Annotated in this window: 22 protein-coding genes; 12 read left to right on the plus strand and 10 right to left on the minus strand. The window is 58.5% G+C overall.

The window, feature by feature from the left end:
- Positions 1-62 precede the first annotated feature (62 nt).
- Positions 63-623, plus strand: coding sequence for a YqgE/AlgH family protein (locus BM007_RS10415; protein WP_032645077.1), 561 nt, complete (start codon positions 63-65; stop codon positions 621-623).
- Positions 623-1,039: a Holliday junction resolvase RuvX gene (ruvX, locus tag BM007_RS10420; RefSeq protein ID WP_021242076.1), complete on the plus strand. Its 417-nt coding sequence runs from the start codon at positions 623-625 to the stop codon at positions 1,037-1,039. Before BM007_RS10415 ends, ruvX begins: the two co-directional genes overlap by 1 nt.
- A 10-nt stretch (positions 1,040-1,049) precedes the next feature.
- Here ruvX and BM007_RS10425 read toward each other — a convergent pair whose 3' ends face one another.
- Positions 1,050-2,030: a type IV pilus twitching motility protein PilT gene (locus BM007_RS10425; RefSeq protein WP_090418610.1), complete on the minus strand. Its 981-nt coding sequence runs from the start codon at positions 2,028-2,030 to the stop codon at positions 1,050-1,052.
- 17 nt (positions 2,031-2,047) lie between these two features.
- On the opposite strand from BM007_RS10425, the gene BM007_RS10430 reads away from it, so the two are divergent.
- The 6 genes from BM007_RS10430 (at position 2,048) to BM007_RS10455 (ending at position 5,789) form a co-directional block, all read left to right on the plus strand.
- On the plus strand, positions 2,048-2,749 hold the full coding sequence (locus BM007_RS10430) for a YggS family pyridoxal phosphate-dependent enzyme (RefSeq protein ID WP_024906555.1): 702 nt from the start codon (positions 2,048-2,050) through the stop codon (positions 2,747-2,749).
- Between the two features lie 21 nt (positions 2,750-2,770).
- Positions 2,771-3,337 carry a YggT family protein gene (locus BM007_RS10435; RefSeq protein ID WP_090418613.1) on the plus strand — a complete coding sequence of 189 codons (567 nt, stop codon included), beginning with the start codon at positions 2,771-2,773 and terminating at the stop codon, positions 3,335-3,337.
- On the plus strand, positions 3,334-3,630 hold the full coding sequence (yggU, locus tag BM007_RS10440) for a DUF167 family protein YggU (RefSeq protein WP_090418616.1): 297 nt from the start codon (positions 3,334-3,336) through the stop codon (positions 3,628-3,630). The genes BM007_RS10435 and yggU overlap by 4 nt, the downstream gene beginning before the upstream one ends.
- A gap of 3 nt (positions 3,631-3,633) precedes the next feature.
- A complete protein-coding gene (locus BM007_RS10445; protein WP_048991669.1) occupies positions 3,634-4,227 on the plus strand; it encodes an XTP/dITP diphosphatase in 594 nt (197 codons plus the stop codon).
- Positions 4,220-5,362 (plus strand): radical SAM family heme chaperone HemW, encoded by a 1,143-nt coding sequence (gene hemW, locus BM007_RS10450; RefSeq protein ID WP_090418619.1) that lies wholly within the window; start codon positions 4,220-4,222, stop codon positions 5,360-5,362. The genes BM007_RS10445 and hemW overlap by 8 nt, the downstream gene beginning before the upstream one ends.
- Positions 5,363-5,426: 64 nt before the next feature.
- The gene (locus tag BM007_RS10455) at positions 5,427-5,789 is read left to right on the plus strand and encodes an endonuclease domain-containing protein (protein ID WP_048029070.1); all 363 of its coding nucleotides are present in this window, start codon (positions 5,427-5,429) and stop codon (positions 5,787-5,789) included.
- Positions 5,790-5,850: 61 nt separating this feature from the next.
- Here the strand turns inward: BM007_RS10455 and BM007_RS10460 are convergent, their stop codons facing one another.
- From BM007_RS10460 to trmB, 3 genes are read right to left on the minus strand one after another with little or no spacing between them, the layout of a single operon-like run.
- Positions 5,851-6,567, minus strand: a complete 717-nt coding sequence (locus tag BM007_RS10460) for a YggN family protein (protein ID WP_024906551.1) — start codon at positions 6,565-6,567, stop codon at positions 5,851-5,853.
- Positions 6,568-6,623: 56 nt separating this feature from the next.
- A complete protein-coding gene (locus BM007_RS10465; RefSeq protein ID WP_014885198.1) occupies positions 6,624-6,950 on the minus strand; it encodes a YggL family protein in 327 nt (108 codons plus the stop codon).
- Positions 6,950-7,669 (minus strand): tRNA (guanosine(46)-N7)-methyltransferase TrmB, encoded by a 720-nt coding sequence (trmB, locus tag BM007_RS10470; protein WP_023333355.1) that lies wholly within the window; start codon positions 7,667-7,669, stop codon positions 6,950-6,952. The genes BM007_RS10465 and trmB overlap by 1 nt, the downstream gene beginning before the upstream one ends.
- Positions 7,670-7,813: 144 nt before the next feature.
- On the opposite strand from trmB, the gene mutY reads away from it, so the two are divergent.
- The 4 genes from mutY (at position 7,814) to BM007_RS10490 (ending at position 11,773) form a co-directional block, all read left to right on the plus strand.
- Positions 7,814-8,866, plus strand: coding sequence for an A/G-specific adenine glycosylase (gene mutY / locus BM007_RS10475; RefSeq protein WP_175557797.1), 1,053 nt, complete (start codon positions 7,814-7,816; stop codon positions 8,864-8,866).
- A 26-nt stretch (positions 8,867-8,892) separates the two neighbouring features.
- Positions 8,893-9,165, plus strand: coding sequence for an oxidative damage protection protein (locus tag BM007_RS10480; RefSeq protein WP_023309138.1), 273 nt, complete (start codon positions 8,893-8,895; stop codon positions 9,163-9,165).
- A gap of 56 nt (positions 9,166-9,221) precedes the next feature.
- Positions 9,222-10,298 (plus strand): membrane-bound lytic murein transglycosylase MltC, encoded by a 1,077-nt coding sequence (gene mltC, locus BM007_RS10485; protein ID WP_024906549.1) that lies wholly within the window; start codon positions 9,222-9,224, stop codon positions 10,296-10,298.
- Between the two features lie 218 nt (positions 10,299-10,516).
- On the plus strand, positions 10,517-11,773 hold the full coding sequence (locus BM007_RS10490; protein ID WP_008499767.1) for a nucleoside permease: 1,257 nt from the start codon (positions 10,517-10,519) through the stop codon (positions 11,771-11,773).
- An 80-nt stretch (positions 11,774-11,853) separates the two neighbouring features.
- Here the strand turns inward: BM007_RS10490 and citG are convergent, their stop codons facing one another.
- Genes citG through citC form a run of 6 tightly spaced genes read right to left on the minus strand, consistent with a single transcriptional unit; the run spans position 11,854 to position 16,909 of the window.
- A complete protein-coding gene (gene citG, locus BM007_RS10495) occupies positions 11,854-12,657 on the minus strand; it encodes a triphosphoribosyl-dephospho-CoA synthase CitG (protein ID WP_090418622.1) in 804 nt (267 codons plus the stop codon).
- On the minus strand, positions 12,635-13,174 hold the full coding sequence (gene citX / locus BM007_RS10500) for a citrate lyase holo-[acyl-carrier protein] synthase (protein ID WP_024906547.1): 540 nt from the start codon (positions 13,172-13,174) through the stop codon (positions 12,635-12,637). The genes citG and citX overlap by 23 nt, the downstream gene beginning before the upstream one ends.
- Positions 13,171-14,694, minus strand: coding sequence for a citrate lyase subunit alpha (gene citF, locus BM007_RS10505; RefSeq protein WP_049122712.1), 1,524 nt, complete (start codon positions 14,692-14,694; stop codon positions 13,171-13,173). Before citF ends, citX begins: the two co-directional genes overlap by 4 nt.
- Positions 14,695-14,704: 10 nt before the next feature.
- Positions 14,705-15,580, minus strand: coding sequence for a citrate (pro-3S)-lyase subunit beta (gene citE, locus BM007_RS10510; RefSeq protein ID WP_029740740.1), 876 nt, complete (start codon positions 15,578-15,580; stop codon positions 14,705-14,707).
- Positions 15,577-15,870: a citrate lyase acyl carrier protein gene (citD, locus tag BM007_RS10515; protein WP_090418625.1), complete on the minus strand. Its 294-nt coding sequence runs from the start codon at positions 15,868-15,870 to the stop codon at positions 15,577-15,579. Before citD ends, citE begins: the two co-directional genes overlap by 4 nt.
- Before the next feature lie 16 nt (positions 15,871-15,886).
- Positions 15,887-16,909 (minus strand): [citrate (pro-3S)-lyase] ligase, encoded by a 1,023-nt coding sequence (gene citC / locus BM007_RS10520; RefSeq protein ID WP_090418627.1) that lies wholly within the window; start codon positions 16,907-16,909, stop codon positions 15,887-15,889.
- Positions 16,910-16,918: the final 9 nt, after the last annotated feature.

A 16,918-nucleotide genomic window follows, 5' to 3' on the forward strand; every position in this document is an offset into this window, starting at 1 on the left:
CCTGAGTTTGTCCCCATACTGGGCGCTGTCGCTTTTTAAACCAGGAAACAGTACCTCTGACAATGAATTTACAGCATCACTTTCTTATTGCCATGCCTGCTCTCCAGGACCCGATTTTTCGCCGCGCCGTGGTTTATATTTGTGAATACAATGAAGACGGCGCGATGGGCATTATCATCAATAAACCGCTGGAAAATCTTCAGGTTGAAGGGATTCTGGACAAGCTGAAAATCCCGGCTGAAGCGCGACTGCCGGAAATCCGGCTTGATAAGCCCGTGATGCTGGGTGGACCTCTTGCAGAAGATCGCGGTTTTATCCTGCATACGCCGCCGGTATTCTCTTCCAGCATTCGCATCTCCGACAAGACCGTTATCACGACCTCGCGTGACGTACTCGAAACGCTGGGCACCGCAGAGCAGCCTTCTGAAGTGCTGGTGGCGCTGGGCTATTCGTCGTGGGAGAAAGGCCAGCTTGAGCAAGAGATCCTCGATAACGCCTGGCTCACCGCCCCTGCGGACATGAATATCCTGTTTAAAACCCCTATCGCCGATCGCTGGCGCGACGCGGCAAAGCTGATTGGCATTGATATCCTGACCATGCCTGGCGTAGCGGGGCACGCCTGATGAGCGGAACGCTTCTTGCCTTCGATTTTGGTACTAAAAGCATTGGCGTCGCCGTGGGGCAGCGCATCACCGGTACCGCGCGTCCGCTTACGGCCCTGAAGGCCAACGACGGCACGCCGGACTGGAACCTCATTGAGCGCCTGCTCAAGGAGTGGCAACCGGATGACGTGATTGTTGGGCTGCCGCTGAACATGGACGGTACCGAACAGCCGCTGACCGCCCGGGCGCGTAAGTTCGCCAACAAAATCCATGGCCGCTTTGGCGTCTCCGTGAAGCTGCACGACGAGCGTCTGAGCACCGTCGAAGCGCGCGCGGGTCTGTTTGAGCACGGTGGCTTCCGGGCGCTGAACAAAGGCAGCGTCGACTCCGCTTCTGCCGTCATCATCCTCGAAAGCTATTTCGAGCAGGGCTTTTAAGCACAGGGGCCTACAGCCGCCCCTGCGCCCGTCTCTCCGCCAGGCTCTGGTCAAAGTTCTGCATACCTGCCTGCTGACCGGTTTGAATGATGCCGGGCAGTTGCCACGTTTTCCCTTCACGAATGAGATTCGCCGCCGCGGCGGTATTCACCAGCAGCTCATACAGCGCGACGCGCCCGCCCTGGAGATCGGGAAGCAGCTTTTGCGCCAGCACCGCCCGCAGGCTGCCGGCCAGCTGGTTACGCACCGGATCTTTCTCCTGCGCCGGGAACGTATCGACCAGCCGTTCAATCGCCTGCGATGCTCCGCGCGTATGCAGGGTCGCCAGCACCAGATGCCCGGTTTCCGCCGCAGTTAGCGCAAGGCGGATCGTTTCGCTGTCGCGCAACTCTCCAAGCAGAATCACGTCCGGATCCTGGCGTAAGGCACTGCGCAGCGCTTCTGCAAATGACGGGCTGTGCTGACCTATCTCCCGCTGCTGGATCAGACAACGTTCGCTCCGGTAGATAAACTCCACCGGATCTTCAAGCGTGAGGATATGGCCATCAGCATGGCGGTTAAGAAAATCGACCATCGCCGCCAGCGTAGTTGATTTACCGCTGCCGGTTGCTCCTGTCACCAGAATCAGTCCGGCGTCATTGGACAACAGTTCCGGGATTGCCCGCGGCGCGCCCAGCGAAGCGAGCTGCGGGCAGGTACGCGGCAACAGCCGGAGCGTTACAGAGATACCGCTCATCTGCTTAAAGGCACTGCCGCGCAGACGCTGGCCTCCCGCCACCGTCACGGCAAAATCCACCTGCCCGCTGGCCCACCATATCCCCTGCTGCTCGTCGTTGAGCCACGCTTTTAACAACGCCCCGACGTCGGGAGGAGGAAACGGTGCCGGCTCAAGGCGGCCTGTTCTGCGCCAGCGGGGTGGCGAATCACTGCACAGGTGTAGATCGGAGACGTTATGCTTTACACTAAGGGCCACAATTTCTTCCACATCCATAGACTACTCCTCGGAAAATGAACGACATTGCGCATAACCTGGCACAGGTCCGGGACAAAATCTCAGCCGCAGCAACGCGTTGCGGCCGGGCTTCAGAAGAAATTACCCTGCTTGCAGTCAGCAAAACCAAGCCTGCGAGCGCCATCGCAGAAGCGATAGCGGCAGGCCACCGGGCGTTTGGTGAAAACTACGTGCAGGAAGGCGTGGATAAAATTCGCTACTTCCAGGAACAGGGGAAGACGGATCTGCAGTGGCACTTTATTGGCCCGCTGCAGTCGAACAAAAGCCGTCTGGTGGCAGAGCACTTCGACTGGTGTCACACCATCGACCGTCTGCGTATTGCGACACGTCTGAACGACCAGCGTCCGGCAGAGATGCCAGCGCTTAACGTGCTGATTCAGGTCAACATCAGCGACGAAAACAGCAAGTCCGGCATTGCGCTGAGCGAGCTGGACGCGCTGGCCGCAGAGGTGGCCGAACTGCCGCGCTTAACCCTGCGCGGGCTGATGGCCATTCCGGCGCCTGAGTCAAGTTATGAAAGGCAGTTTGCCGTGGCACAGCAAATGGCTGTAGCATTTGAGGCGCTTAAAGCGCGCTATAACACGGTAGACACGCTTTCTCTGGGCATGTCGGATGATATGGAAGCCGCCATCGCGGCAGGCAGCACTATGGTGCGCATCGGCACGGCAATTTTCGGTGCGCGCGACTACTCAAAATAATAAGGAAACCTGAGGAACGCCATGAAGACGTTGACTTTCCTGCTCTCAACTGTGCTTGAGCTGTATACGATGGCGCTTTTGCTGCGCGTCTGGATGCAGTGGGCCCGCTGTGATTTTTACAATCCGTTCTCGCAGTTTGTCGTGAAAATCACGCAGCCTGTTGTCGGACCATTGCGCCGTATTATCCCGGCCATGGGCCCCATCGACAGTTCGTCTCTGCTGGTGGCGTTTATTCTGAGCGTTATCAAAGCGATCGTGCTGTTTATGGTCATCACCTTCCAGCCGATTATATGGATTGCTGCGGTCCTGATTCTGGTCAAAACCATCGGTCTGCTTATTTTCTGGGTGCTGCTGGTGATGGCCATCATGAGCTGGGTCAGCCAGGGGCGTAGCCCGGTGGAGTATGCTTTGATTCAGCTGGCAGAGCCGCTGCTGCGTCCAATCCGTAACCTGCTTCCGTCTATGGGCGGCATCGATTTTTCCCCGATGATCCTGGTTCTGCTGCTCTATGTGGTCAACATGGGGATCGCTGAGCTGTTACAGTCCACGGGCAATATGCTGCTGCCGGGGCTGTGGATGGCGCCATGAGTGCCGTAAGCACCTGCGCTGACGGGCTGGTTTTGCGGCTGTATATTCAGCCAAAAGCCAGCCGTGACGTTATTGTTGGGCTGCATGGCGACGAGTTAAAAGTCGCCATCACCGCCCCGCCGGTTGACGGCCAGGCGAACGCGCATCTGACTAAATATCTGGCAAAACAGTTTCGCGTCGCCAAAAGCCAGGTCATCATTGAAAAAGGTGAACTTGGGCGACATAAACAGGTAAAAATCCTTAATCCGCAATCTATCCCGACGGAAGTCGCGGCACTGAAAGAACAGGACTAAACCATGCAGAAAGTTGTTCTCGCGACCGGCAACGCTGGTAAAGTGCGCGAGCTGGCCTCGCTATTAAATGATTTTGGGCTGGACGTGGTCGCCCAGACCGATCTTGGCGTGGATTCCGCCGAAGAGACGGGGCTGACGTTTATCGAAAACGCGATCCTGAAAGCGCGCCACGCCGCGCAGATTACGGGCCTGCCCGCGATTGCCGACGACTCCGGCCTGGCCGTGGATTTTCTCGGCGGCGCGCCGGGGATTTACTCCGCGCGCTATTCCGGCGCTGACGCTACCGACCAGCAGAATCTGGAAAAGCTGCTTGTCGCCCTGAAAGACGTACCGGACGAACAGCGTACCGCGCAGTTCCACTGCGTACTGGTTTATATGCGTCACGCGGAAGACCCTACGCCTATCGTCTGCCACGGCAGCTGGCCGGGCGTGATCACCCGTGAAGCGGCTGGTAACGGCGGCTTTGGCTACGACCCGATTTTCTTTGTCCCGACCGAGGGCAAAACCGCTGCGGAACTGACCCGCGAAGAGAAAAGCGCGATTTCCCACCGTGGACGCGCGCTGAAACTGTTACTGGAAGCACTGCGTAATGGCTAATTTGCCGCCTCTGAGTCTTTATATTCACATCCCGTGGTGCGTGCAGAAATGCCCGTACTGCGATTTCAACTCGCACGCGCTGAAGGGCGAAGTGCCGCACGATGATTACGTTGCGCATCTGCTGGCCGACCTGGACGCCGATGTACCTTACGCACAGGGACGTGAAGTTAAGACCATTTTCATTGGTGGCGGTACGCCGAGCCTGCTGTCCGGTCCGGCTATGCAGACCCTGCTGGACGGCGTGCGTGCGCGCCTGAACCTGGCAGCGGATGCTGAAATTACGATGGAAGCCAACCCCGGCACCGTTGAGGCCGACCGTTTTGTCGACTATCAGCGCGCGGGCGTAAACCGCATCTCAATCGGCGTGCAGAGCTTTAGCGAACCGAAGCTAAAACGTCTGGGGCGCATTCACGGCCCGGAAGAGGCGAAGCGCGCGGCAAACCTGGCGACCGGGCTTAATCTTCGCAGCTTCAACCTCGATTTGATGCACGGCCTGCCGGATCAGTCGCTGGACGAGGCGCTGGACGACCTGCGCCAGGCCATTGCACTGAACCCGCCGCACCTGTCGTGGTACCAGCTCACCATCGAGCCAAACACGCTGTTCGGTTCCCGCCCGCCGGTGCTGCCGGACGACGACGCGCTGTGGGATATCTTCGAGCAGGGTCACCAGTTGTTAACCGCTGCGGGCTATCAGCAGTATGAAACGTCCGCGTACGCGAAGCCGGGCTACCAGTGTCAGCACAACCTGAACTACTGGCGCTTTGGCGACTATCTCGGTATTGGCTGCGGCGCGCACGGCAAGGTGACCTTCCCGGACGGGCGCATTCTGCGCACCGCCAAAACCCGCCACCCGCGCGGATATATGGAAGGCCGCTACCTGGAGCGTCAGCACGACGTCGAGGCGGCGGATAAGCCGTTTGAGTTCTTTATGAACCGCTTCCGCCTGCTGGAGGCCGCGCCGCGCGCGGAATTTACACGTTACACCGGGCTGCCGGAGTCGGTGATTCGCCCGCAGATCGACGAGGCGCTGGCCCAGGGGTATCTCACCGAGTGTGATGAATACTGGCAGATCACCGAGCACGGCAAACTGTTCTTAAACTCCCTTCTTGAGCTGTTCCTCGCCGAAGAATCCTGAAGGCTGATTCAGGATTTTGCATCCCGTTCTGCCGGCTGAGGGAAAGGCTGGCAGAGTGTAGGGGATGGAAATTACTCGTTCATATGCAAAACAGCTCAGACGCGAGCTGACAACGGAAGAAAGGCGACTTTGGTATCTACTGCGCAGCCGCCGTTTCGAAAATTATAAATTTCGCCGACAGCATCCGGTAGGAAATTACATACTCGATTTCGCCTGCTGCGAAGCACGTCTGGCAGTTGAGCTGGATGGCGGACAGCATGATGAAAATCAGGAATACGATCGTCAAAGGACGTTGTGGTTAAACCAAAAGGGCTGGCACGTTATTCGATTCTGGAACAACGAACTCTGGAATAATGAAGAGGCTGTGTTGGAAAAGATCCTTGAGACACTGCAAATGCTGCAACCCTCACCCCGGCCCTCTCCCTGAAAGGGAGAGGGAGCAAACCATCCCCTCGCCCCTTTGGGGAGAGGGTTAGGGTGAGGGGAACTTACTTCAGCGTCCCCACCAGCGCCTTCCTACTATCTTCCAGCGACACCACGCGTTTACACACGTCTTTGCCGAACTGCTGGAAATCATCTTCCTGGTTCTTCCACTCGTTCTGAATAGAGGTTTGCAGGCCGCCCAGACTGCCCAGCACGCCCTGCAGCGGGTTACCGCCGCCTTTCAGCACCGCTTTGGCGCCCATCTCGTTGATGCTGTCCTGCAGGATGCCGCCCATCGCCTGGTTCACCAGCTGCTGCCCGTCGGCACGGACCTGATCAATCGCCTTGTAGTGGAAAGTCAGGCCGTCGGAACGCGTCTCGATAATCCGGTTCATCTGTTCTTTAAGCTGCTTATCAAGCTTCGTCAGGCGGGTGCGCATATTGCTGCTCTCCCCCACCTCTTTAGTGATGATCTTATCCAGCGCCACGCGGCTCTTTTCGACGCGCGTCAGGGCACCTTCATTAATCCACGGCAGCGCGGTACGCAAATCGGCCTGATAGTCTTTCGCCTGCTCACGCTGTGCGGCAGTCAGGTTGTACTGCTTGCCGTTAAAGGTGACGTTCCCCTGCGGCGTAATCACCAGATTGCCGTTCTCGCCTTTGACCTGCACGGTTTGCGGGCTTAACACCACGTCATCACGCGGGGTGACGCTACACTGATAATCCGCATGGGCGGTGAATCCAGTTGCCATCAAAGCAACAGCCAGCAACGTTTTGCGCATCTTAAACACTCCCTCAGACAAAATGGGCCAGCTAATGCTGGCCCCTGACTTCTTTATTAGTCCCACCAAACGTCGAAAAGTTCGCTGACGCGGACATCTTCCAGCTTGTGGTCCTCAAGCCATTTACGCACCAGCGCCTGATGTTCTTCGGTGCATTTACCCACTTCCTGGGTGCAGATCAGACCTTCCCATGCCAGGTAGCCGCTACCGTCGAAGGCCAGCTTGTTTGGCTCAATCACGTCGTTGATGAACGCATCCACGTCCTGATCGATCTGTTCTACACTGGTGCCTTCCGGGAAACGCCACGCAACGGAGAAGCCCACTTCCTGGAATTCTTCGATGTGCATCTTTTTACGCAGACGACGGCTACGATTCTTTGCCATTATTTCACCCTCTCGAACATTAAGTCCCATACACCGTGACCAAGACGATGGCCACGCTGTTCAAATTTCGTTACCGGACGCGATTCCGGACGCGGTACATAGTCGTTGCTCGCAGACTGGTTTTTGTAACCGTCCAGCGACGACATCACTTCCAGCATATGTTCCGCATACGGTTCCCAGTCGGTCGCCATATGGAAGACACCGCCCAGCTTCAGCTTGCTTTTCACCAGCTCGGCAAACGGTGCCTGAACGATACGGCGTTTATTATGACGTGCTTTGTGCCACGGGTCAGGGAAAAAGAGCTGAACCATGGTTAAAGAATTGTCAGGAATCATTTTGTGCAGCACTTCCACCGCGTCGTGACACATCACGCGCAGGTTCTCAACGCCCTCTTCATGGGCCGTTGCCAGGCATGCACCCACGCCCGGGGAGTGGACTTCAATACCGAGGAAGTTCTGCTCCGGGCGGGCTTTCGCCATGGTCACCAGCGAGGTGCCCATACCAAAACCGATCTCCAGCGTGACGGGTGCTTCGCGGCCGAACAGTTCAGTAAAGTCCAGAGGCTGCTCGCTGAACTCAACGCCCATCACCGGCCAGTAGTTGTCCAGCGCGTGTTGCTGACCTTTTGTCAGGCGGCCCTGACGACGGACAAAGCTGCGAATACGGCGCAGCGGGCGACCGTTTTCATCAAATTCCGGTGAAATGACGTCGTTTTTCATAAAAGAGTTGTCTGCTTGTGAGAATGTTCGGGAAACGGGCATTATCCAAAGTTAAGGCTTCTATGCAAGCATGGGAAAGATCCGGTTTACAGCAGATTGACGCTGTGCTGCAATCTGCGTCCCTGATTATGCGAATCGATGACCATGCAAGCCTCTCAATTTTCAGCCCAGGTGCTGGACTGGTACGACAAATACGGGCGTAAAACCCTGCCCTGGCAAATTGAAAAAACGCCTTACAAAGTATGGCTCTCCGAGGTGATGTTGCAACAAACGCAGGTCGCCACGGTGATCCCTTACTTCGAGCGTTTTATGGCGCGCTTCCCGACGGTGACCGATCTGGCCAACGCCCCGCTGGACGAGGTCCTGCACCTGTGGACCGGTCTTGGCTATTACGCCCGCGCGCGTAACCTTCACAAGGCCGCACAGCAGGTCGCGACGCGCCACAACGGGAAATTCCCGGAAACCTTCGACGAGGTGGCCGATCTCCCCGGCGTCGGACGCTCAACCGCAGGTGCGATTCTTTCCCTGTCGTTAGGCAAGCATTTCCCGATCCTCGACGGCAACGTAAAGCGCGTGCTGGCACGCTGCTATGCCGTCGACGGCTGGCCGGGGAAGAAGGACGTTGAAAAACGTCTTTGGGAAATTAGTGAAGCGGTCACCCCGGCCAACGGCGTCGAGCGTTTCAACCAGGCGATGATGGATCTCGGCGCCATGGTCTGCACGCGCTCAAAACCAAAATGCGAACTCTGCCCGGTGAATACTCTCTGCGTGGCGTATGCCAACCATTCCTGGGCGCAGTATCCGGGTAAGAAACCCAAACAGACGCTGCCGGAGCGCACAGGCTATATGCTGCTGATGCAGCACGGCGACGAGGTCTTCCTGGCCCAGCGTCCGCCGAGCGGCCTGTGGGGTGGTCTATACTGCTTCCCACAGTTTGAAGATGAAGACTTGCTGCGTGAATGGCTTAAAAAGCGCGGGATTGCTGCCGATAACCTGACGCAGTTGACCGCGTTTCGCCATACCTTCAGCCATTTCCACCTGGATATTGTACCCATGTGGCTTCCCGTGTCGTCATTTGCCTCGTGCATGGATGAAGGCACCGCTCTCTGGTATAACTTAGCGCAACCGCCATCAGTCGGACTGGCGGCTCCCGTGGAGCGCCTGTTACAGCAATTACGTGCCGGTGCAATGGTTTAGCATCGACAAGAAAAAGAGGAATGTGTATGGCCAGAACGATTTTTTGTACTTTCCTGCAGCGTGACGCTGAGGGCCAGGATTTCCAGCTTTATCCGGGCGACCTGGGTAAACGCATCTACAATGAAATCTCCAAAGAAGCCTGGGGACAGTGGCAGAAAAAGCAGACCATGCTGATCAACGAGAAGAAACTCAGCATGATGAACCCGGAACACCGCAAGCTGCTGGAGCAGGAGATGGTAAGCTTCCTGTTCGAAGGTAAAGACGTGCACATCGAAGGCTATACGCCACCGGAAAAATAACAGCGTGCGGGGGAAACCCCGCCGTTAAAGCAAACACAACACGCACTCCCGGAATGATGAAAAAACTTTTAGCGCTAGCCCTTGTTGCGCCGTTGCTTGTCTCGTGTTCGTCAAAAAAAGGCGAAGATTACAACGAAGCCTGGATCAAGGACACCAACGGTTTTGACATTTTGATGGGGCAGTTTGCCCACAACATCGAGAACATATGGGGATTTAACGAAGTTCTTATTGCCGGACCCAAGGACTACGTTAAGTACACCGACGCCTATTTGACCCGTAGCCACATCAACTTTGATGAGGGTACGATCACGATTGAGACCATTGCAGGCACTGACCCTGCAGCGCGCTTACGTCAGGCCATTATCAAAACCCTGCTGATGGGTGACGATCCGGGATCTATCGATCTCTACTCCGATGCCGACGATATTACGATCTCGAAAGAGCCGTTCCTGTACGGTCAGGTTGTCGATCAGACCGGCCAGCCGATCCGCTGGGAAGGTCGCGCCACGAAATTTGCCGACTACCTGCTGCAGACGCGCCTGAAAAGCCGCTCTAACGGTCTGAAGATCATCTACAGCGTCACCATAAACCTCGTCCCGAACCACCTCGACAAGCGTGCGCATAAGTACATTGGGATGGTGCGTCAGGCCTCACGTAAGTACGGCGTGGATGAGTCGCTGATCCTGGCGATTATGCAGACCGAATCCTCGTTTAACCCGTATGCGGTAAGCCGTTCCGACGCCCTGGGGCTGATGCAGGTGGTGCAGCACAGCGCCGGGAAAGACGTCTTCCGCGCGCAGGGGAAATCCGGCACGCCGAGCCGCAGCTATCTGTTCGACCCGCAGAGCAACATTGATACCGGTACCGCCTATCTGGCGATGCTGAACAATGTGTATCTGGGCGGAATTGATAACCCAACGTCGCGCCGCTATGCGGTGATCACCGCCTATAACGGCGGCGCGGGCAGCGTGCTGCGCGTCTTCTCGAATGACAAAGTGCAGGCCGCGAACATCATCAACAGCATGGCGCCGGGGGATGTTTACTCCACCCTCACCACCCGCCACCCTTCTGCGGAATCCCGCCGGTACCTGTATAAGGTGAATACGGCGCAGAAAAACTATCGTCGTCGGTGATCGGCACACCTTCTCCTGCAAGGAGAAGGTGTTCTCCTTCCCCCCACCCATACGAAAATGTTATTTGCATCACAATCCAAACTGCAAATTAATGTGGATTGCATTTTTTTGCGGGAGGTAACAAAACATATCGTTGCCAACTGATAGAATTGCATCAAATAACAACCCTGAATGTTCCTATAACAACATATCTCCCGCTCACTTGTGAGGAAAGTAACATGAACCTTAAGCTGCAGCTTAAAATATTGTCGTTTCTGCAGTTCTGCCTGTGGGGTAGCTGGCTGACTACACTCGGCTCCTATATGTTTGTGACGCTCAAGTTCGATGGTGCGTCAATCGGTGCCGTATACAGCTCGCTCGGTATTGCGGCGGTCTTCATGCCAACGCTGCTGGGGATCGTGGCGGATAAATGGCTAAGCGCCAAATGGCTGTACATGCTTTGCCATCTGGTGGGCGCGGGGACGCTGTTTATGGCAGCCCAGGTGACCACGCCGGGGGCAATGTTCATGGTGATCCTGCTTAACTCGCTGGCCTATATGCCAACGCTTGGGCTGATCAACACCATCTCCTACTACCGCCTGAAATCCGCGGATATGGATATCGTGACCGATTTCCCGCCAATCCGTATCTGGGGCACCATCGGCTTTATCATGGCGATGTGGGGCGTGAGCTTCGCGGGCTTCGAACTGAGCCATATGCAGCTCTATATCGGTGCAGCGCTCTCCGTGCTGCTGGCGATCTTCACCCTGACGCTGCCAACCATCCCGGTGTCTAACCAGCAGAAAAACCAGAGCTGGAGCACCATGCTCGGCCTGGACGCCTTCGCGCTGTTTAAAAACAAACGCATGGCGATCTTCTTCATCTTCTCCATGCTGCTGGGCGCGGAGCTGCAGATCACCAACATGTTCGGCAACACCTTCCTGCACAGCTTCGATAACAATCCGCTGTTCTCCGGCAGCTTTATCGTTGAACATGCGTCGGTGATGATGTCCATCTCTCAGATCTCTGAGACGCTGTTTATCCTGACCATCCCGTTCTTCCTGAGCCGCTATGGCATCAAGAACGTCATGCTGATCAGTATCGCGGCATGGATGTTGCGCTTCGGTCTGTTCGCCTACGGCGACCCAAGCCCGTTCGGCACCGTGCTGCTGGTGCTGTCGATGATCGTTTACGGCTGCGCCTTCGACTTCTTCAACATCTCCGGTTCGGTGTTTGTGGAAAAAGAGGTGAAGCCTGAAATCCGCGCCAGCGCGCAGGGTATGTTCCTGATGATGACCAACGGCTTCGGCTGTATTCTTGGCGGCGTGGTGAGCGGTAAAGTGGTGGAGATGTACACCACCAACGGTATCACCAACTGGCAGCCTGTATGGCTGATCTTCGCGGCGTACTCGCTGGTGCTGTTCTTCGCGTTCATCGCGCTGTTCAAGTACAAGCACGTACGTGAACCACACGGTGCGCAGCCGATCGCGCATTGATTGTTGTGCCCGGTGGCGCTAGCGCTTACCGGGCCTACAAAACCAGACCATAGGCCGGGTAAGGCGAAGCCGCCACCCGGCTATTTTATTGCAGACAGCACCCATCCCACCGACAGCAAATCCGCACTGCCGCCCGGACTCAGATTGCGTTCAATCAATGCGTTATCCATCCTAAGCAACGCCTCGCGGTCCCAGCCGTTAGCCAGCAGTTCCCGCGCGTAGCCCTGAACGTAGCGCAGCCCTTCCATGCCGCCGCGAGATACCAGATTACTGTCCTGATTGACGGCCATCAGGCGTAACAGCAGGCCGTGAAGTGAATGTCCGTTCCACTGCGCCAGCGCCTTACGCACCGTCGCAAAGCCGCTCTCCGCCTCACCGCGCGCACCGGTTAAGCCGTACTGCTGGAACTGTCGCTCGCCAGCCGTCGTCTGTCCGCTGCGTGCGGCCAGCTCCCGCGACACCAGCCCGCGGCAGATGTTACTCACCTCACAGCAGAGGCTCTCTGCGGAGATATTTTTCACACGACCGGCGGCGAAGCACAGTAAACCCAGGGCAAAAACCCCGCCTTTGTGGGTGTTCACCCCGTTCGTCGCGGCATACATCGCCTGCTCGCAGGCCAGCCCCATCGGGCGGAGAACGCGTAGCTGTTCGCCAGCGGGTTTATCCGCATGCGCGCTGCCCAGCTCGGCAAAGCGCGAAAACCACGGCGTAATCGCCGCGATGCTGCGGACAAACAGCGCGTGGTCCATATCGCGATGGGAACCGTTGTTGAGCGTGTCCACCAGTCCCGGCTTGGGCGTCAGCTCCAGCTCCTGCCACAGCGCCGCCTCGGCAAGCGCGGGCACGTCAGCCGGGCGCGGTTTAGTCGCGAGCAAACCAGTCATCGATCGTCTTCTCCACGCGGGAAACCACCTGCTCAACGGGGTGATTGCGCGAACGGGAACAGGCATGAGCGGGCGCGTCGCAGATCAGGCAGCGCCTGAGATTCGCCCCCAGCGACTGACGCCCGACGTGGCCATGCTGAGGGCAGATCACGTCCAGATCCCACAGCCTGCCGAGCGGGTGCGTCTGCTCCAGATCCGTACAGTGCGCTTTGATTTCCACCGCCGGATGGGCCACGCACCAGAGGGCTTCTGGCCCGGTCGGGAGCCACAGCACCTGACGGTCCAGCACCTGCCAGCGGTTCTCCCACAGCAGCTGGTCGCACATCTGCAGCGCCACGCCCATGGTATTGCGATAGCGCAGGCTGTCCTTGATTTCCCCGGGCGTGACCAGCGTGAGGGAAATCACCGGTTGTTGATAGTGCTCGAGCATGTCAGCCTGGCGCGCTGCGCGGCGCTCTTTCGCCGCCAGCAGTTCGTCAAGGCTGACACCCGCCCGCACGGGTGTCGCTAAAGTCATACTTCCTCCTTCACCTGTCGCACGGTGTCGATCACGCTGCCGTCGCGGTAGCGGATCACCCCGACGATTTTGTCGGTAAATTCAATCGGTTTCGGGACGCCGGTCAGGGAGATCGCCCGCTCATACAGCGCGTTGATATCCACAACCTTCAGCCCGGCCTCCAGCAGCCGCTCGCGGATTTCCGGGCGCGCCGGGTTGACCGCGATGCCGTGATCGGTAACCAGCACGTCGATGCTTTCGCCCGGCGTGAGGCGCGTGGTAACCCGCTTCACCACCGTCGGAATGCGGCTGCGCAGCAGAGGGGCAACGACGATGGTCAGGTTCGCCGCGGCGGCCACGTCGCAGTGCCCGCCGGACGCGCCGCGCATCACTCCGTCGGAGCCGGTGATGACGTTGACGTTGAACTCGACGTCGATTTCCAGCGCGCTGAGGATCACCACGTCGAGCTGGTCGCAGCTTGCCGCCTTGCTGCCTGGGTTAGCGTAAACGTTGGTGGAGATCTCCACGTGGTTCGGGTTACGCGCCAGCGAGGCCGCCGCCTGGCCGTCAAAGCACTGGGTATCGAGCAGCTTTTCGATGAGCCCCTTCTCGTGCAGATCCACTAGGCTGCCGGTGATGCCGCCGAGCGCAAAGCGCGCCTTCACGCCGCTGCGCTCCATCTTCTCTTCCATAAAGCGGGTGCAGGCCGTGGCCGCCGCGCCGGAGCCGGTCTGCATCGAGAAGCCCGGTTTGAAGTAGCCGGAGTGTTCAATGACGTCCGCCGCATAGCGGGCGATCATCAGCTCGCGCGGGTTGCTGGTGACACGGGCCGCGCCGACGCTGATTTTCGCCGGGTCGCCCACGCTTTCAACCTGCACGATGTAGTCCACCTGGTCCTGCACCAGGCTGGCGGGCATATTGGGGAACGGCACCAGCTCTTCAGTCAGCAGCACCACCTTGCGGGCAAAGTGCGCGTCCACCATCGCGTAGCCGAGCGAACCGCAGCACGATTTTCCGTGCGTCCCGTTGGCGTTGCCAAACTCATCGCTGCACGGCACGCCGAGAAACGCCACGTCGATATTCAGCTCGCCGTCCTGGAGCAGCTTCACGCGCCCGCCGTGGGAGTGAATTTGCACCGGTTCGTCCATCAGCCCGTGGGAAATGGCATCCGCCAGCCTGCCGCGCATCCCAGAGGTGTAAATCCGGGTGATGACGCCGCTTTCGATATGCTCGATCAGCGCGTCGTTGCAGGTCATCAGCGAGCTGGAGGCCAGCGTCAGGTTTTTAAAACCCATCCGCGCCAGCAGCGCCACGACGGTGTTGATCACCCGGTCGCCTTCGCGAAACGCATGGTGGAAGGAGATGGTCATCCCGTCCTGCAGGCCGCAGCGCTTAACCGCCTCTTCAATAGAGGCGCAGAGCTTACGGCTGTGCTTCGCGTCGCTGTCCGCCAGCCACGGCGTGGCGCTGTGGGCGGTATCGAAGGGTTTTAAGTCCCGCAGATGGGGGAAATTCACGTGAAGAAGTTCTGTCTGATTCATTGTCTTATCCTTACCGACGCACGCCGGAGGCTGCCGCGCGCTCCAGCACCACCTGCGCGTGGTTAATAATCGGTGCATCCACCATTTTGCCGTTGAGCGACACCACGCCCAGGCCGTTACGCTCTCCCTCTTCCGCCGCCTCAATCACCCTTCTGGCGTGATCCACCTCTTCCTGCGTCGGGGCGTAGGCGTTGTGCAGCAGATCAATCTGGCGCGGGTTGATCAGCGATTTGCCGTTGAAGCCCATCTTGCGGATCAGATCGACCTCACGCAGGAACCCGGCCTCGTCGTTAACGTCTGACCACACCACGTCGAAGGCGTCGATACCCGCCGCGCGGGCGGCGTGCAGCACGGCGCAGCGGGCGTAGAACAGCTCGGTGCCGTCGCCGCGCTCGGTCTGCATGTCCATCACGTAGTCAAAGGCGGCCAGCGCGATGCCGATGAGGCGCGGAGAGCTGCGGGCAATCGCCACGGCGTTGATGACGCCAATGGCCGACTCAATCGCCGCCATCACGCGGGTGGAGCCGACCTCGCGGCCGCACTCGCGCTCGATACGCTCAAGGTGGCCCTCCAGCTCGTAGATGTCGTCCGGCGTGTCGGTTTTCGGCAGGCGGATCACGTCCACGCCGGCCCGCACGGCGGCCTCCAGATCCAACAGGCCAAACGGCGTGCTGAGCGGGTTAATGCGCACCACGGTTTCGATATCCTGATACATCGGGTGCTGCAGCGCGTGAAACACCAGCATGCGCGCGGTATCCTTCTCGCGCAGGGCAACGGCGTCCTCAAGGTCAAACATGATGGAGTCGGGACGGTAGATAAAGGCGGTGGAGAGCATGGCGGCGTTGGCGCCCGGCAGGAACAGCATACTGCGGCGGAGTTTGCTCATTTCAGCGCCCCCCAGTTGATGGTCTGTTCGTCGGCGGCACGCATCAGCGCGCTTTGCAGGCGGGCGCGGATCACACAGTCCAGCGCCCCTTTGTCTTCAATAATGATTAATCCCTGGTGCACGTTCATGGCGCGCAACGTGTCGTTGACCACCTGGCGAATCTGCTCGCCAAACTGCTTAATCACTTCGCTGTGGATGACGATCTCCAGCTCGCCGTGAGCGGGAGCGATTTTCACCATCAGGTCGCTGGACTCCTGCGTTCCGGCCAGCGCCTCCCTTACAATTTTCATGATAAATTCCTGGTAGTTAAGCGACTTCCGCACTCGCACGGTAATGCGTTTCGAGATGCGCGAAGGTGGAGTCCGGGACAATCTCCCGGATCCGGGAAAACTGCTGTGTCTTCAGTAATCGGCGCACTTCGGACGCCGATATGGCGTTGCCGGTGGCCTTGATGCGCGGCATCTCCACCACCTCGATATGCGAGGCCAGCAGGTCGTGCAGCGTCTGGTTGTACTGGCGGGTGATATCGCAGAACGGCTCCGAGCCGATGAAGCGGTGCGTGATGCCGAGCGCCGGGGCGATAAAGTCCCGGAAGATCAGCACGTCGATCTCGCTCCACGCCTGCTGCACTTTGCCGGTCTCCTTCAGGAAGTAGGCCGGAAACGTGGCACGAGATATGATGTACTGTGAGCCTTCATGCACCACGACGCTGGGCAGATGCGCCACGCCCGCGCGCACCATCTCGAGGCGCGCGCTGAACGGGAAGAACGACGCGTCTTCGCGCACCACGAACAGGTGCAGGGCGTCGCACTGCGCCGCCGCCTGCTCCACCAGATGGCGGTGGCCGAGGGTGAACGGATTGGCGTTCATCACGATGGCGCCAATCTTCTCCCCGCACCTGCGGTTCGCGCGCAGAGAGCGGCAGTAGCGCTCGATCCCCTGCGGGGTGTTCTCCATCAGCACGGCGTTGTTCCCGCTCTGGGCAATCGGCCAGAAGCCGCTGCGGGCAAAGCGCTCCCGGTTGCACGGACGGGTGCAGAGGAAGAGGTGAAAATGGCCGCGCTCCAGCGCCGCATGTTCCACCTCTGCCAGCAGCCGCGCGCTGAGGTTCTCGCCGCGAAGCTGCTCGTTGACCGCCACGCACTTGATGACGTTGGCGGCAAGCCCTGCGCAACCCACCAGCTGCGGGCCTGACCAGGCTTCGACAAACAGCGTGATGTCGTTGTCCAGGCCAAGGCCGCTGTCTGCCAGCAGGTAACGGATCTGGCTTAAGCGTTCCGGATGCTTCGCCACGAGGGTGTGGCGAAAATCGATGGGTTGACTGTTCATGCCGCCTTA

The organism is Enterobacter sp. NFIX59 (genome assembly GCF_900113755.1).
Classification (GTDB): Bacteria; Pseudomonadota; Gammaproteobacteria; order Enterobacterales; family Enterobacteriaceae; genus Enterobacter; species Enterobacter pseudoroggenkampii.

Coding starts and splice junctions, on each gene's coding strand:
- BM007_RS10425 (WP_090418610.1), bottom strand. CDS start 2,030: ATGGATGTGGAAGAAATTGTGGCCCTTAGTGTAAAGCATAACGTCTCC.
- BM007_RS10445 (WP_048991669.1), top strand. CDS start 3,634: ATGCAGAAAGTTGTTCTCGCGACCGGCAACGCTGGTAAAGTGCGCGAG.
- mltC (WP_024906549.1), top strand. CDS start 9,222: ATGAAAAAACTTTTAGCGCTAGCCCTTGTTGCGCCGTTGCTTGTCTCG.
- BM007_RS10465 (WP_014885198.1), bottom strand. CDS start 6,950: ATGGCAAAGAATCGTAGCCGTCGTCTGCGTAAAAAGATGCACATCGAA.
- BM007_RS10460 (WP_024906551.1), bottom strand. CDS start 6,567: ATGCGCAAAACGTTGCTGGCTGTTGCTTTGATGGCAACTGGATTCACC.
- citG (WP_090418622.1), bottom strand. CDS start 12,657: ATGACTGGTTTGCTCGCGACTAAACCGCGCCCGGCTGACGTGCCCGCG.
- BM007_RS10430 (WP_024906555.1), top strand. CDS start 2,048: ATGAACGACATTGCGCATAACCTGGCACAGGTCCGGGACAAAATCTCA.
- trmB (WP_023333355.1), bottom strand. CDS start 7,669: ATGAAAAACGACGTCATTTCACCGGAATTTGATGAAAACGGTCGCCCG.
- citD (WP_090418625.1), bottom strand. CDS start 15,870: ATGAAAATTGTAAGGGAGGCGCTGGCCGGAACGCAGGAGTCCAGCGAC.
- yggU (WP_090418616.1), top strand. CDS start 3,334: ATGAGTGCCGTAAGCACCTGCGCTGACGGGCTGGTTTTGCGGCTGTAT.
- BM007_RS10415 (WP_032645077.1), top strand. CDS start 63: ATGAATTTACAGCATCACTTTCTTATTGCCATGCCTGCTCTCCAGGAC.
- hemW (WP_090418619.1), top strand. CDS start 4,220: ATGGCTAATTTGCCGCCTCTGAGTCTTTATATTCACATCCCGTGGTGC.
- BM007_RS10435 (WP_090418613.1), top strand. CDS start 2,771: ATGAAGACGTTGACTTTCCTGCTCTCAACTGTGCTTGAGCTGTATACG.
- BM007_RS10490 (WP_008499767.1), top strand. CDS start 10,517: ATGAACCTTAAGCTGCAGCTTAAAATATTGTCGTTTCTGCAGTTCTGC.
- citF (WP_049122712.1), bottom strand. CDS start 14,694: ATGAATCAGACAGAACTTCTTCACGTGAATTTCCCCCATCTGCGGGAC.
- citX (WP_024906547.1), bottom strand. CDS start 13,174: ATGACTTTAGCGACACCCGTGCGGGCGGGTGTCAGCCTTGACGAACTG.
- ruvX (WP_021242076.1), top strand. CDS start 623: ATGAGCGGAACGCTTCTTGCCTTCGATTTTGGTACTAAAAGCATTGGC.
- citE (WP_029740740.1), bottom strand. CDS start 15,580: ATGAGCAAACTCCGCCGCAGTATGCTGTTCCTGCCGGGCGCCAACGCC.
- BM007_RS10480 (WP_023309138.1), top strand. CDS start 8,893: ATGGCCAGAACGATTTTTTGTACTTTCCTGCAGCGTGACGCTGAGGGC.
- mutY (WP_175557797.1), top strand. CDS start 7,814: ATGCAAGCCTCTCAATTTTCAGCCCAGGTGCTGGACTGGTACGACAAA.
- citC (WP_090418627.1), bottom strand. CDS start 16,909: ATGAACAGTCAACCCATCGATTTTCGCCACACCCTCGTGGCGAAGCAT.
- BM007_RS10455 (WP_048029070.1), top strand. CDS start 5,427: ATGGAAATTACTCGTTCATATGCAAAACAGCTCAGACGCGAGCTGACA.